Annotated in this window: 14 protein-coding genes; 8 read left to right on the plus strand and 6 right to left on the minus strand. The window is 58.3% G+C overall.

All coding sequences use genetic code 11. From position 1 onward, the window contains the following. Positions 1-128 precede the first annotated feature (128 nt). From hrpB to GOV91_RS09055, 3 genes are all read left to right on the plus strand, one after another. The gene (gene hrpB / locus GOV91_RS09045; protein WP_171235409.1) at positions 129-2,582 is read left to right on the plus strand and encodes an ATP-dependent helicase HrpB; all 2,454 of its coding nucleotides are present in this window, start codon (positions 129-131) and stop codon (positions 2,580-2,582) included. A gap of 151 nt (positions 2,583-2,733) precedes the next feature. Beyond that, positions 2,734-3,192, plus strand: a complete 459-nt coding sequence (locus GOV91_RS09050) for an NUDIX hydrolase (RefSeq protein ID WP_171178093.1) — start codon at positions 2,734-2,736, stop codon at positions 3,190-3,192. An 89-nt stretch (positions 3,193-3,281) separates the two neighbouring features. After that, entirely contained in the window at positions 3,282-4,760 is a 1,479-nt protein-coding gene (locus GOV91_RS09055) for an inorganic phosphate transporter (RefSeq protein WP_171235252.1), read from the plus strand. Positions 4,761-4,766: 6 nt separating this feature from the next. Here GOV91_RS09055 and GOV91_RS09060 read toward each other — a convergent pair whose 3' ends face one another. From GOV91_RS09060 to GOV91_RS09070, 3 genes are all read right to left on the minus strand, one after another. Then, entirely contained in the window at positions 4,767-5,741 is a 975-nt protein-coding gene (locus GOV91_RS09060) for a 2-dehydropantoate 2-reductase (RefSeq protein WP_171235253.1), read from the minus strand. 77 nt (positions 5,742-5,818) lie between these two features. Further along, complete coding sequence (locus GOV91_RS09065) at positions 5,819-6,781, minus strand: pirin family protein (RefSeq protein ID WP_171235254.1); 963 nt, start codon at positions 6,779-6,781, stop codon at positions 5,819-5,821. A 123-nt stretch (positions 6,782-6,904) separates the two neighbouring features. Beyond that, positions 6,905-7,738, minus strand: coding sequence for a phytanoyl-CoA dioxygenase family protein (locus GOV91_RS09070; RefSeq protein ID WP_171235255.1), 834 nt, complete (start codon positions 7,736-7,738; stop codon positions 6,905-6,907). A gap of 210 nt (positions 7,739-7,948) precedes the next feature. Between GOV91_RS09070 and GOV91_RS09075 the strand changes: the two genes are divergently transcribed. Next, a complete protein-coding gene (locus tag GOV91_RS09075; protein ID WP_171235256.1) occupies positions 7,949-8,437 on the plus strand; it encodes a twin-arginine translocation pathway signal in 489 nt (162 codons plus the stop codon). Positions 8,438-8,455: 18 nt separating this feature from the next. Next, positions 8,456-9,040, plus strand: a complete 585-nt coding sequence (locus GOV91_RS09080) for a ferric reductase-like transmembrane domain-containing protein (RefSeq protein ID WP_254440632.1) — start codon at positions 8,456-8,458, stop codon at positions 9,038-9,040. Here the strand turns inward: GOV91_RS09080 and argF are convergent. Continuing rightward, positions 9,037-9,963 (minus strand): ornithine carbamoyltransferase, encoded by a 927-nt coding sequence (argF, locus tag GOV91_RS09085; RefSeq protein ID WP_171235258.1) that lies wholly within the window; start codon positions 9,961-9,963, stop codon positions 9,037-9,039. The genes GOV91_RS09080 and argF overlap by 4 nt on opposite strands. A 75-nt stretch (positions 9,964-10,038) precedes the next feature. Next, positions 10,039-11,226, minus strand: a complete 1,188-nt coding sequence (locus GOV91_RS09090; RefSeq protein WP_171235259.1) for an aspartate aminotransferase family protein — start codon at positions 11,224-11,226, stop codon at positions 10,039-10,041. Positions 11,227-11,526: 300 nt separating this feature from the next. Here GOV91_RS09090 and GOV91_RS09095 point away from each other — a divergent pair, with 300 nt between their 5' ends. After that, positions 11,527-12,408: a DMT family transporter gene (locus tag GOV91_RS09095; RefSeq protein ID WP_171235260.1), complete on the plus strand. Its 882-nt coding sequence runs from the start codon at positions 11,527-11,529 to the stop codon at positions 12,406-12,408. 33 nt (positions 12,409-12,441) lie between these two features. Here GOV91_RS09095 and GOV91_RS09100 read toward each other — a convergent pair whose 3' ends face one another. Beyond that, positions 12,442-13,245 carry an ABC transporter permease gene (locus GOV91_RS09100; protein WP_171235261.1) on the minus strand — a complete coding sequence of 268 codons (804 nt, stop codon included), beginning with the start codon at positions 13,243-13,245 and terminating at the stop codon, positions 12,442-12,444. Between the two features lie 126 nt (positions 13,246-13,371). Here GOV91_RS09100 and GOV91_RS09105 point away from each other — a divergent pair, with 126 nt between their 5' ends. Together GOV91_RS09105 and GOV91_RS09110 are read left to right on the plus strand one after the other, a co-directional pair. Then, a complete protein-coding gene (locus GOV91_RS09105) occupies positions 13,372-13,947 on the plus strand; it encodes a GcrA family cell cycle regulator (protein WP_171235262.1) in 576 nt (191 codons plus the stop codon). Positions 13,948-13,952: 5 nt separating this feature from the next. Beyond that, on the plus strand, positions 13,953-14,597 hold the full coding sequence (locus GOV91_RS09110) for an NUDIX hydrolase (RefSeq protein ID WP_217352025.1): 645 nt from the start codon (positions 13,953-13,955) through the stop codon (positions 14,595-14,597).

Here is a 14,597-nt window from a genome sequence, read left to right on the forward strand (position 1 = left end):
GTATTTGTCCAGACCGAAGGGCATGAGAATTGCGCGCAAAACAAATCCTGCGGCATTTCGTTCATGGCCTGCAGCTTGTGCAAGTGCGGGAACTGGACGCCGCCAGCACGATGGCGGATAAGGTGCGCATGACCAATCGCCTGCCCATAGATGACGCCGTTCCCGCCTTGCTGAATGCCTTGCGTGCCCGTGGACGCGCTGTGCTGCAGGCACCGCCAGGCGCAGGCAAGACCACGCGGGTGCCGTTGGCGATGCTCGAGGCCGATCTGTGCGACGGCAAGATTGTGATGCTGGAACCCCGAAGGCTGGCTGCGCGGGCAGCGGCAGAGCGGATGGCCGAAACTCTGGGAGAGCGCGCGGGGCAGACCGTGGGTTACCGCGTGCGCGGCGACGCGAAAGTGTCCAAAGACACGCGGATCGAGGTCGTCACCGAAGGCATCCTGACAAGAATGCTGCAATCAGACCCTGACCTGCCCGGTATCAGCGCGGTGATTTTCGACGAATTCCACGAACGCTCTTTGAACGCTGATCTGGGGCTTGCCCTGTGCCTCGAGGTGGCAGGTGCGCTGCGGGATGACCTAATCCTGCTGGCCATGTCTGCCACCTTGGATGCCGAGCCCGTTGGCCAATTGATGGACGCCCCGCTGATCACGTCCGAGGGGCGCAGCTTTCCTGTCAAGACCCGCTGGCTGGATCGCCCCTTGGGGCTACAAGCACGTCGTTTGGATGCGCTGGTAGAACTGGTGGTGCAGGCCGAACGTGAAACGCGCGCCACAGGGGGTGGTCTTTTAGTGTTCCTGCCCGGTGAAGGCGAAATCCGGCGGGCCGAGACCGCCTTGAAAGCCAGACTATCTGAAGCCTGTGCCGTGCATCCATTGTTCGGGGCAATGCCCTTTGCCGCCCAGCGCGCAGCGATTGCCCCCGCTAAAAGCGGGCGCAAAGTGGCGCTGGCGACGTCGATTGCCGAAACCTCTCTGACCATCCCAGATATCCGCGTGGTCGTGGATATGGGGCAAGCGCGGCGGGCACGGTTTGATCCGGGCTCGGGCATGTCGCGGCTGGTCACAGACCGCGTAACGCGGGCCGAAGCGACGCAACGCGCGGGTCGCGCGGGCCGTGTGGCCAAAGGCGTGTGTTATAGGCTGTGGTCAAAAGGTGAAGAAGGCGCTCTGGCTGCCTACCCGCCTGCCGAGATCGAGGCAGCTGACTTGACCGGACTGGCGTTGGAACTGGCGTTGTGGGGCGCGGACGCCAATGATCTGGCCTTTTTGACACCGCCGCCCGACGGAACACTGGCCGAGGCACGGGCATTGCTGACGATGCTTGGCGCACTGGACGATAAGGGGCGGATCACTGATCACGGGCGAGCCTTGGCCGCGTTACCTCTGCACCCCCGGCTGGGTCATATGTTGGAAAGCGCAGGTTCGCAAGCTGCGCCATTGGCGGCACTTATGGCTGAACGTGACCCCTTGCGCGGCGCCCCGGTCGATATCGCGCTACGGCAAGAGGCGTTGCGGGATGTGCGGGCGTTTCAGCGTAACCGCGTATGGCAGGTGAATATGGGCGCCATAGACCGTATCCAGGCCGAAACCAAAAGACTGCGGGCGCAGGCCAAGAACGGGTCCGAGCGCCTGAGCCCTGCGGCCATGGTCGCCCTGGCCTACCCTGATCGCGTCGGACAGCGGCGCAAAGGAGAAGCACCGCGCTATGTGCTGTCGGGCGGCAAGGGCGTTGTTCTGGATAATGGTGACACGCTGGCGGGCGCGCCTTACTTGGTTGTGAACGATACGGATGGCAACCCGCGCGAAGCAAAGGTACGCATGGCCACGCAGATCTCGGAACAAGAGATCCGGGATTTGTTTTCCGATCAAATCGCCTGGGTTGACAGTTGCACGTGGTCGAAACGCGAACGCCGGGTTGTGTCACGACGACAGGAACGGTTCGGTGCGATCACCTTGGATGATCGTATCTGGAAGGAAGTCCCGGATGAAGATGTCGCGCGGGCCATGCTGGACGGGGTCCGCGACCTAGGGCTGCGACTCGACGGGGCCGCCGGTCGACTGGCAGCCCGGGTCGAACTGGTGCGCGCAGACGGGACCGACCTGCCCGATTTCTCGGTCGAAGGCCTGATGGCCGACTTGGAGGATTGGCTGCTGCCGATGCTCTCAGACGTCAAAAGCGCGGAAGATTGGAAGCGTTTCGACCTGTTACCCGCCCTGCGCGCCCGTTTGGATTGGGCACAGACGCAAGAACTGGACCGCCGTGCACCGGGATCGTTTGAAACCCCATTAGGACGCAAGGTGCCGATTGACTACAGTGCAGCGGTGCCAGAAATCTCGGTCCGGTTGCAGGAATTGTTCGGCGTTTCGAGTCACCCGGTTGTCGGGGGCGCGCCGCTGAAAATTACCCTTCTGTCACCTGCGCAACGTCCGATCCAGATCACCCGCGATCTACCCGGATTCTGGGCTGGCTCTTACGCGGACGTGCGCAAGGATATGCGGGCCCAGTATCCAAAACACCCGTGGCCGGAAGACCCAACACAAGCCGACCCAACGCTGAGGGCAAAGCGCAGACGCGGCTAAGGCAAGATCGACCGGGGCTGAAACAGTGTTCAGCCACTCGAACCGAAAACCGCTCACGAATACGGAAAATCTGAAGATTTAATTGAAATTCAACATTTCCACTGTTACGTCCCTTCAGTTCCGATGACAGGATATGGTTGATACGCTGCGGATGGGTTCAAAACTGCGAAATATCTGGGAAGAGGTTGGTCGGCCTTTGTTCCTGCGCCCCAGACGGGTGCAGTTCGCGGCTTTGTGCACCCGAAAACACAAAGGGCAGAATGAGGTTCTGTTGATCACCAGTCGGGATACCGGGCGCTGGATCATTCCAAAGGGCTGGCCGATTGACGGTCTGGACGGGGCCGAAACGGCGCTGCAGGAGGCTTGGGAAGAGGCCGGAGTGCGGGCGGACAAGGTGGACAAGAAACCCATCGGTCACTTTACTTACGACAAAATCCTCAAGGACGGGTCGACGCAACCGGTGCTGACCAATGTATACCGGATTGTGGTGCGCAAGCTGGTCGAAGACTTCCCCGAAGCCCATCAGCGGACACGAAAGTGGTTTTCACCGGCCGAAGCCGCCACGCAGGTGCAGGAACCTGAACTACAGTCGCTGCTGCGTCAAATGTAACAACTTCGCAACAAATTGATGACATGCGGCTTGTCCTTGCAGCATCGAAACGTTAGCTGCGGGCCGTCTTTGAAAAACTGATCAAGCCCATGTCTGACACAAACCCCAAGCCGCGCTGGCAGGCGCTGGACAGCGACCTGCATCGCATTTCTCGCGTTGAAAACGCCAACATACACGTTTCCCGTCCTTTGTTGGCACCGGGAATCGCGTTGGCGTTCATGGTCGTTGCAGGACTGACAGCGGCCGTTCTGTTTGGTCAGGCCGATGGCAGCTACATCGTGGTCGCCGCTGCCGCTTTTGGGGCCTATATGGCGATCAACATTGGCGCAAATGATGTGGCCAACAACATGGGTCCAGCCGTTGGTGCAAACGCACTGACCATGGGCGGGGCCATCTTGATCGCGGCCATCGCCGAAAGCGCAGGTGCGTTGCTGGCAGGTGGTGATGTGGTTTCGACCATTTCCAAGGGGATCATTGATCCTGCGTCTGTTCAGAACAGCAGCGTTTTCATCTGGGCGATGATGGCAGCACTGATTTCGTCTGCCATGTGGGTCAATCTGGCAACTTGGGTCGGCGCGCCTGTGTCGACTACGCACTCGGTTGTCGGAGGCGTCATGGGGGCCGGGATTGCAGCAGCGGGGCTAAGTGCAGTCAATTGGGGCACGATGAGCGCAATTGCGGCCAGTTGGGTGATCTCGCCTGTACTGGGTGGTTTGATTTCCGCCGGTTTTCTGGCGCTGATCCAGACCAAGATTCAAAATCAGGATGATAAGATCGCGGCGGCCCGCAAATGGGTGCCCATCCTTGTGGCAGTGATGGCAGGGGCCTTTGCCACTTATCTTACCGTAAAGGGGCTTAAACGCATCGTTAAAATCGAACTTGAGATGGCGCTGTTAATCGGGTTGGGCGCAGGTCTGCTGTCTTGGTCCGCCACCGTCCCATGGGTGCGACGCAAGTCCGAAGGGCTTGAAAACCGAACGCGGTCACTGAAAGCTCTGTTTGGCTTGCCGCTGGTCATCTCGGCCACGTTCCTGAGTTTCGCCCATGGCGCAAATGACGTGGCCAATGCGGTTGGCCCTCTGGCCGCGATTGTGCACGCGGCAGAATTCGGGGATTTCGCGTCGAAGGTCTCAATTCCGCTTTGGGTAATGATTATCGGCGCGTTTGGGATTTCCTTTGGTCTGTTCTTATTTGGCCCCAAACTGATCCGGATGGTCGGTAGCCAGATCACCAAGCTGAACCCTATGCGGGCTTTCTGTGTCGCCCTTTCGGCGGCGATCACCGTGATCGTGGCCAGTTGGCTGGGGCTGCCTGTCAGCTCGACCCATATCGCAGTTGGCGCAGTTTTTGGTGTGGGCTTTTTCCGCGAGTGGGACTCCGAACGGCGACGTAAACGCGCCAACCTGCTGCGTGCAACAGGGCATAATCTGGCACCCGAAGAGTACCGCCGTCGTAAACTGGTGCGGCGCTCGCATTTTATGACCATCGTAGCGGCCTGGGTCATCACCGTACCTGCTGCCGCGACCATGTCAGCCATAATCTTTTGGATGCTAACTGCTTTCGCCTAAGGGGTCTTACAACCTGATCTGATCCGGGGTCAGCGGGTGATCAGGCGCGTGTTTGATCAGGTCGGACACTTGTATGCAGATGGGCGTCGGCACCCCGGTTTCATGGCCCAACCGTATTATGTGGCCTTGCAAACTGTCGATTTCCGTTTGTCGTTCAGCCATCAGATCATAGGCCATAGACGTCCGGGCACTGGGATCAATCGTCAGCATCCGGGCGGCGACGCGGGTAAACAGCGGAGTCGGCAGCCGCAGGATATGCGGGGTCATCCAAACCGGAAGCGGCGTGGTCGATGCCACTGGGTGCCCCGCCGCCTTGAGAACCAAAAGCGCCTCGGCCATCTGATCCGCAACAAGTAAACGCCAGTCGCGGCTTTTCAGTTGATCCACGATCGTCAAACCCGACAGCGCATTCAGCGCGTTGTTCAGATTGATCAACAGTTTGCCCCATTGCACGGCCTCGATCTGATCACTCGCCAAAACAGGCAGATCCGGGCTGCTGAGACGCTCGGCCAGATCTCCGGGCCCATTTTCGATGACGACTTCGCCCGAGGTGGCCCGGTGATAGGTAGTAGGTCCACTAGGCACCACGTTAAAGGGCACCATTCCGGCACGGACATCTCGCCCCTGCAAGGCAGCACGCAAGGTCGCAGCGTTTTCGATCCCGTTCTGCCAGGACAGAATCGGCGCGTCCGACGGTGCCTCAGCAGCGATCTGTTCGGCCATATCCGCAGTGGCACCCGATTTGACAGTGACGATGACCAATTCTGCATGAGCCAAACAAGTTGGATCTTGGCTGAGGTCTGGGGTATTGGCTGGTGCTGTGTAATTAAGCCCATCGAAATCCGTAACCGTCAGCCCGTGTTGGCGGATCGGGTCAAGCACACGGGCGCGGCCCAGCAGGGTGACGGAATGGCCCGCTCGAGCCAGTAATGCTCCGCAATAACAACCAATGCTGCCCGCACCTGCAATTACGAGTTTCATAATGCCCCCTCAGAAATACCTGAAAGGATCACCGCAAACGACCTGTTACACAACCCCGCCGCTTTTCGGGGCACTTGTCAACGTGCCAACCGAGGTTTGGTCCGTTCAAGCTCTTCAGAAATAGGGATAAACTCCTGATCGTCACCCGGTGGCAAATGGAACGCACCATTGGCCCAATCGGCGCTTTTCCACTCACGCGTTGCGGTTTCGATCTTTTCTTTCGAAGAGGAAACGAAGTTCCACCAGATATACCGGTCCTCGTTCAGCGTCGCGCCGCCCAGCAGCATCAGCCGCGCACCCAAGGGGCCCGCTTTGACCGACAGCTTGTCGCCGGGGCGGAAAACCATCATACGGCCTTCTTCAAACGTGTCGCCTGCGATCTCGACCGAGCCTTGAGTGACATAAACGCCGCGATCCTCTTGATCATCGGGCAGCGGGAACGAGGCACCGGGTTCAAGCTGCACGTCCAGATAGAAGGTTTCGGACAACATAGTCACCGGACTGGTTTCGCCATAGGCCGAGCCCAGAATCAACCGGGCGCTAGCACCCGCGTCCTGAAGATGCGGCAGCGCGGCCTGTTTGTGATGTTCGAAATCAGGGGCCATATCCTCATGCGCTTCGGGCAAGGCGATCCACGTCTGGATTCCAAAAAGACTATGCTTTTTACCACGCGTTTCGTCGCTTGTGCGTTCGGAATGTGTAACACCTCGCCCCGCGACCATCCAATTGACCTCACCCGGATAGATCATCTGGTGGGTGCCAAGGCTGTCGCGGTGCTCAAACTCGCCCTGATACAGATAGGTCACTGTGCCCAGTCCGATATGCGGATGGGGGCGCACGTCGATACCGCCTTCGGTGATGAATTCGGCAGGACCCATCTGATCGAAAAAGATGAACGGGCCAACCAATTGTCGTTTCACTGAAGGCAATGCGCGGCGCACTTCGAACCCGCCCAGATCGCGGGCACGCGGGATGATCAGCGTGTCCAGCGCCGGGTTTTCCGAGACGCAATCAGGATTATGGGTCGGATTCCAACTCATTTCAGCACTCCCTTGGTTGCAGATGGCAAAGCCATCCATCGTTCGCTCAAACAAGAGATAGACGCTTATTCCGCCCAATAAAGTGCGCAAACGCACAGATTGGGTGCATTGCCCCCCCCCCGCTTAGCGGGGCCATAAGCGGGGGAAAAAGGGGCCGTCGATCTTATCGCCTTCGCCATAACCCGCGGCTTCGAACTGCGCGCGCTCGTCTTCGGCCCAGTCGCCGCGGTATCGGATGACTCCATCTGGTGCAGTCATGCGAAGGGTGAAACGGCGGACCGTTTCCGACGGGGTCGTCGCGGATAGCCCGCCATGTAACGTTCGCATATCGAAAAAGATGCAGTCCCCAAGCTCCAGATCCCATTGCAACAGGTCATACGCTTCGGGGTCCGCGTTTACATCAGGTGGCGGGTGATAGGTTTGCCCGGCAACTTCAGTCGGTTCATAACTCGGATGCCCATCAGCAAAGCGCACCCGCATGAAAAGCTTGTTCCAGAGGTGTGATCCCTTGACGAAGGCGATACCGTTTTCCTTCGTCACCGGCTCCAGCGGCAGCCACAGCACGCACATAGTGCCCTCAAAATCGAAGTAGGACAGATCCTGATGAAAAGGTGGGCGCGAGGTTGATCCCGCTTCCCGCAAGAACCAGTTGTCCATGACAAGATTGACAGACGGAGCCCCAAGCAGTTCAGCAGCAAGTGGTGCACAGGGAGAGTGATGAACGAATTCGGTAAATTGGGAAATTTTGTTCCAGGCCCAGTAATCCTCGAAATAGCCGGGAGCGCTTGGGTCCTTGGTATGGCGTGTGAAATTGTCGGTCGGATTTTCAAGGTCGGCGTCGATGCCTTCACTCAACAACGACAGCCAGTCGCGCGAGAATTTGGACCTCAGAACAACTGCACCGTTGCGCCGGAAGGCAGCTATGTCCTCGGCTGAGACTTTATCCGCTTGTGTCATGGCACGACCTTTCGTTTCAGACACGATGAATACAAACATCGCACCTTGTAAAACGAAACGTCAAAGAGATTCGCTGCCGCTGCCCCTGTCCGTCTCACAGAACCGTGAGAGTAGGATTTTATGATCCGGTGCGCCTCGGAATCCATCGGAACCATGCTATCTTGAGTATCGTTGTCGGACCGAAAACGGTCGCGGATTGGAGGTTTCTCAATGGTTGACGCGTTGCTCTCCCGTCGTTCACTGATCACCCAAAGTGCCGCTGTTGTGGCAACTGGGGCCTCGGGGCTTTTGTTTCCAGCACGCGCGAGCGGGCTTGCGCCAACGCCATCTATGCGAGGCGGATCGAACAATTACCGTTCCGGAGCACCTATCGTGAACCGGATCGGTGGCGGTGGCTTCTGGATGACCGGCACGGTGCGGCGTGCAGGCGACGGAGCCCCCCTGCCCGGCCAACGCATTCAGATCTGGGCGCACACGACCGAGGGGCACGAGCGCGATCCGCACAGCCATGGCGCGACGTTGACGGATGCGAAGGGTGAGTTTCGGCTGGAGATGCCGCAGATCGTGCCCGCCTTCGGTCAACCTCACGGGCATTTGGCCTATGACAGCGGGGAGTTCGAGACCGTTTTCCTGCGCCCCGTGATGTCGAGTGCAGATGACAAGACACTAGCCGCGCATTTTGTATTGCAGCCGCTTTAAGAAGTGTTGAGGCGCAGTTTGATCTGGGTGCTGTTAAGTGCCGCGCTTGCTATCCCGATCATCGCAGCGGCCTATAGCCCTTATCTGGCGTGGCGTGATCCGATCTACATTCTCGCCGGATTTGCGGGCATTATCGGAATGTGCCTTTTGCTGCTGCAACCGCTGCTGGCCGGGCACTGGTTGCCTGGACTTTCCCCTGTGTCCAGCCGCCATTGGCACAGGCGGTGTGGATTGGCCCTGATCGTGGCCATATTGATCCATGTGGGAGGTCTATGGATCACCAGCCCGCCAGACGTAGTCGACGCCTTGCTTTTTGTTTCAGCCACCCCGTTTTCGAATTGGGGTGTCATCGCGATGTGGTCAGCTTTTGCAGCGGCTCTGTTGGGTGTCATGCGCCAACGTTTGAACCTGCGGTTTCGCCTTTGGCGACTTAGCCATACCGGTCTAGCAATGGTGACGATTATCGGCAGTGTTGTTCACGCGATGCTGATCGAGGGAACGATGGAAACCATGACCAAGACCACGTTATGCGTTCTGGTTCTATTGGCGAGCGCACGGACGCTCGCCAAGCTAAAGGTTTGGGATATCCGCCGACGAGCCTAAACGCCCAGGCACCACCGCATGACAGCCTTTTGCGCGTGCAGGCGGTTTTCGGCCTCGTCAAAAATGACCGAGTTCGGACCATCCATCACCTCAGAAGTTGCCTCTTCCTCACGGTGCGCGGGCAGGCAGTGCATAAACAACGCATCCGGTTTGGCGTGTGACATGAGTTCTATGTTGACCTGATAGGGGCGCAGCAGGTTGTGGCGGCGTTCTTTGGCAGACTGGGAATCGTGCATCGAAACCCATGTGTCCGCGACCACCAGGTCCGCCCCTTCAACGGCTTTGAACGGGTCGCGTTCCACCACGATTTGCGAGCCCTTCTGGCGGGCAAAACCCATGAATTCTTCTTCGGGATCAAATTGCGCCGGACCTGTGAACGTCAGATCGAACCCGAACTGGCCCGCCGCGTGCAGGAACGAGGCGCAGACGTTATTCCCATCTCCGGTCCAGACCACTTTTTTACCTGCGATGGGGCCGCGATGTTCTTCGAACGTCAGCACGTCGGCCATGATCTGGCAGGGATGCGTGCGGTCGGTTAGGCCATTGATCACCGGCACGTCCGAGTATTCTGCCATCTCGGTCAGGATCGTTTCATCAAAGGTCCTGATCATGATCATGTCGACATAACGGGACAGCACGCGGGCTGTGTCGGCAATCGTCTCGCCATGGCCCAGTTGCATGTCCTTGCCCGAAAGCACCATGGTCTGCCCACCCATCTGGCGCACGCCAACGTCAAAGGATACGCGCGTCCGGGTCGAAGGCTTTTCAAAGATCAGCGCGACCATCCGGTCTTTCAGCGGTTGCTCCTGATCAAGTGCTGCCTTGGGTCGACCTAGACGCGCCTGCTTCATTGCACCTGCCTGATCAATCATGGCCCGCAGGTCGGCGGCGTCGGTTTTATGGATGTCGAGGAAATGGTTCATTTTACTTCGCTTTTTGGCTGATGACGGGTGGGGGCCAGCCCCCACACCCCCGGAGTATTTGGGAAAAGATGAAGCTTAGGCCGTCGCAAGCTGGGTTTCGATTTGTTTCGCGGCCTTGTCGAGGCGGATCATGGCCTGTGCGATGTCATCCTCGGTCAATGTCAGTGGTGGCAAGAGGCGGATTACGTTGTCCGCGGCGGGGACGGTGATGACCTCGTGGTCATACCCCGCATTCACGACATCGATGTTGGGTGCCGTGCACTTGAGACCAAGCATCAGGCCAGAGCCGCGAACCTCTTCGAATACATCAGGGTGGTCGGCAATCAGACCTTCGAGTTTTTGACGTAGAAGGCCGGCCTTGCGGTTTACACCTTCGAGGAAAGCTGGCGTTGCGACCTGATCGATCACAGCGCAGCCCACAGCGCAGCCCAACGGGTTGCCGCCATAGGTCGAGCCATGGGTGCCAGCCGTCATGCCCGAGGCGGCATCTTCGGTTGCCAGCACCGCGCCAAGAGGGAAACCGCCGCCAATGCCTTTGGCGACCATCATGATATCGGGAGTGATCCCGGCCCATTCATGCGCAAAGAGCTTGCCGGTACGGCCAACACCACATTGGACCTCATCAAGGATCAACAGTAGACCGTTGTCGTCGCAAATTTGACGCAGAGCTTTGAGTTCAGCATCAGGCACCGGGCGGATGCCGCCTTCGCCCTGAACCGGCTCGATCAGGATCGCTGCGGTTTTATCGGTTATAGCGTTGGTGACGCCGTCAAGATCGCCGAAGGCAAGATGAACGAAGCCGGGCAGCAACGGGCCGAAGCCTTTGGTCATCTTTTCGGACCCAGCGGCGGCAATACCAGCCGAGGACCGGCCATGAAATGAGCCGTCAAAGGTTATGATCTCGACCCGCTCGGGCTGACCTTTCTCATAGAAATGCTTACGTGCCATTTTCACGGCCAACTCGCAAGATTCAGTGCCGGAGTTCGTAAAGAACACCGTATCGGCAAAGGTGTGTTCCACAAGTCTGTCGGCCAGCGCCTGCTGCTGTGGGATGTTGTACAAGTTCGAGACATGCCAAACGGCATGCGCCTGTTCGGTCAGTGCGGCCACCAGTGCCGGATGCGCGTGGCCCAGCGCATTCACTGCGATCCCCGCCCCGAGGTCCAAGAAACGTCGGCCATCCGCCTCGGTCAGCCAGGCGCCTTCGCCCTTCACAAATGTCAGGGGCGCACGGTTATAGGTCGGCAGAACGGACGGGATCATCGGATCATCCTTTTCGAATAGCTTGAGCCCTGTGAGTGATACACGAGAGCCTTGGTCGTCAACAGATTTGGTGGGGTTTGCGCAGATTTTGAACGCGCAATAGATCAAACGGGCCGGTTACGCGGTCAGGCGTCGGCGTCGGAGTCGCATGATATGTGCGGTTTTGATCATGCCGGTCGTATAGCGGCGTAAGTTCGATCTGGGAACCCTCTAAATGTATCGTCGATAATTATCGCCACGCGATGCTCGAATCAGGATTTCCTTCTTGTCTTTCGCGCCTATCTGCCGCACCGCTGAGACATGACGCATGCACGCCAAAACCCCGCCCTTGCAGCCCTGTTGATCTTTGCCGCCAGCGCTCTGTTGGCTGGCACAACACTGCTGGCAAAGGCGCTTGGGACGGATGCGTTGGGCCCGCCGCTGCACCCTATGCAGATCAGCCATGGGCGTTTTTTGTTTGCTTTTCTGGTGATCATCAGTGCGGTCGCGATTTTGCATCCACAGCTCAAACGCCCGCATTGGGGATTGCATATCGGGCGCTCCAGCTTTGGATGGTTGGGAATTACGCTTATGTTCGCATCGGTCGCGTATATCCCGATTGCAGATGCCACCGCGATTTCCTTCTTGAATCCGGTCTTCGCCATGGTTTTGGCGATCCCGCTTCTGAAAGAGGGGGTCGGTACCTGGCGTTGGCTGGCCGCAGCGGTCGCCCTTGTAGGCGCATTGATTCTGTTGCGCCCAACCCCTGCCAGCTTTCAACCTGCTGCCTTGTTGGCCTTGACCGCGGCCGCCGTGATCGGAATGGAGCTGATTTTCATCAAAAAGCTGTCTGGCCGCGAAATTCCCATCCAGATTTTGCTGGTGAACAACGCGATGGGATTGGCAATTGCCTCTGTCGCGGTGATTGCGGTGTGGCAGGCGCCAACTTCGGAACAATGGGCAGCATTGGCTGGAATCGGTGCTTTGATGGCCTGTGCGCAAGCCTGTTTCGTCAACGGCATGGCCCGGGCGGATGCCTCTTTTGTGGCGCCGATCAGCTATGCGACGCTGGTTTTTGCAGCGTTCTATGACTTTTTGGTGTTCGATGTGATCCCGGACCGGATCAGCCTGATCGGGTCTTTTACCATTCTGACCGGAGGGTTGATTCTGGTTTGGCGCGAAGCGGTTAGGCGCCAAAAATGACCGGTAAAAGACAGTTTACACGGGGGGTTCTGTTCAAGCCTTCAATCTGTACCCTGTGCGCAGCATGTGCCAGGTGATCACTCCGATCACAAGGGTTGCAAAGGAACAAACCACCATACCCAACCAGGGTGAGCTGTCTGAGACTCCGATCATGCCATAACGCAACCCGTCGATCAGATAGAAGACGGGGTTCAAGTGGGTCAGACGGTTCAGCACAGGTGGCAGCGCCTGAACCGAGTAAAATGTCCCCGACAGGAACGCCAGCGGTGTAACGATGAAATTGGTAATGGCCGCCATCTGGTCAAATTTGTTTGCAAAAATCCCGGCAAACAAACCAAGCGCGCCCATGAAAGCCCCGCCCAAAACGACGAAGATCATCGCGATAATGATGTTTTGTGGCACGATGCCAAGAACCAGTGCCAGCGCAACAGCGACGACGCATGCAATCAGGATGCCTCGGGCAATTCCCCCCGCCAGATAGCCAAGCAGAATCTCAAGCGGCGACAGCGGTGGCATCAGGGTATCCACGATATTGCCCTGCACCTTGGAAATGACCATCGAAGACGAGGTGTTTGCAAAGGCATTCTGGATCACGGTCATCATCATGATCCCCGGTGCCAGAAAGACCAGAAACGGCACGCCCATGACATCCGGTCGGCTGGGGCCGATAGCAATATTAAAAATCAGCAGAAACAACCCGGCCGTCACAAGCGGTGCCAGAATGGTCTGGGTCCAGACCGCCAGAAAGCGCAACGTTTCACGCTGCGCCAGCGTATAAAGGCCCATCCAGTTGACCGCTCCAAAGCGGCGCGCGGTCTGTTCTGCGGAATTCTGCATGGTTTACCCTCAACCTGATTCGAAGACAGCTTGTAACTCGGGCTGCAGTGTTTAGAATAGGGGGCTGAGACGATTTCCCAAGGCGGCCCGAATCCGGGGCCGCTTTCCGCTTTTGAAAGGCTAACGATGTCCTGGACAGACGAGCGCGTAGAACTGCTGAAGAAGATGTGGGGCGAAGGCCAGTCGGCCAGCCAGATTGCCAAAGAATTGGGCGGCGTGACCCGCAACGCGGTGATCGGCAAAGTGCATCGCCTGGGCCTGTCCAACCGGGCAGCGGGCGCTTCTCCGGCCAAGTCAGAGCCAAAGGAAAAACCAGCTCCGGCACCCAAGGCCGAGGCCAAACCAAAGCCTGCGCCCAAGACCGAACCCGCACGTCCGGCCCCTGCCCCCGCGGCCGAGGCCAAACCGGCCGTGCCTGCCCGCCGTCAGATCATCCCTGCTGGTCAACCGTTGCCTCCACAGCCGTCGGCCAACGAGATCAGCCCCGAGGCGTTGGCAAAGGTCAACGAGGTCGAAAAGAAGGCCAAGAAGCTGACGCTTATGGAACTGACCGAGAAAACCTGCAAATGGCCGGTCGGCGATCCAGCGACAGAAGATTTCTGGTTCTGCGGTCTGCCCGTTGAAGCAGGCAAACCCTATTGCGAGGCGCATGTGGGCGTGGCCTTCCAACCCATGAGCGCGCGCCGCGACCGACGCCGGTGACACAGATGCGCCAGGATCCGACAGCAATGGAGGATACCTGGCTAGCCCGTGCAAAGCGCCTGTTGGCCCTGTCTGAAACCGGCCAGCATTTCACCAAAGACCCTTTTGACCGGGAACGTTACGACGAGATCGCCGCCATGGCCCGCGCCATGCTGGCTGATCTCGGTCAGGTGCCGATTTCGCGGATAGAAGGGCTGATCACAGACCATGCGGGCGGCTATGCAACCCCTAGTATCGACATTCGCGGCGCGGTGATCCGGGATGACCACATCCTTCTGGTGCGCGAACGTAGTGACGGTCGGTGGTCGATGCCCGGCGGCTTTGCCGATATCGGCAGCTCTCCGGCGGAAAACATCGAGCGTGAGGTCTGGGAAGAAGCAGGGCTTCGGGTTCAGGCACGACACCTGTACGCCTTGCGCCATAAGGCGCGACACCCTTACCCGGCAGATGCGCGTGATTACTATAAGCTGTTCTTTTTATGCGATGAGGTAGGACAGGACGACCCTAAGACGGGAAGCGAAACCAGCGCGGTCGGGTTTTTCCCAATATCTCAGCTGCCTGACTTATCCCTAGCGCGAAACATCGAACGAGACATCGCGGAAGCATTAGAAACGCTATCCAACTCGTCTGCAACAGTGCTTTTTGACTAA

The organism is Ruegeria sp. HKCCA6837 (assembly GCF_013034475.1).
GTDB lineage: Bacteria > Pseudomonadota > Alphaproteobacteria > Rhodobacterales > Rhodobacteraceae > Ruegeria.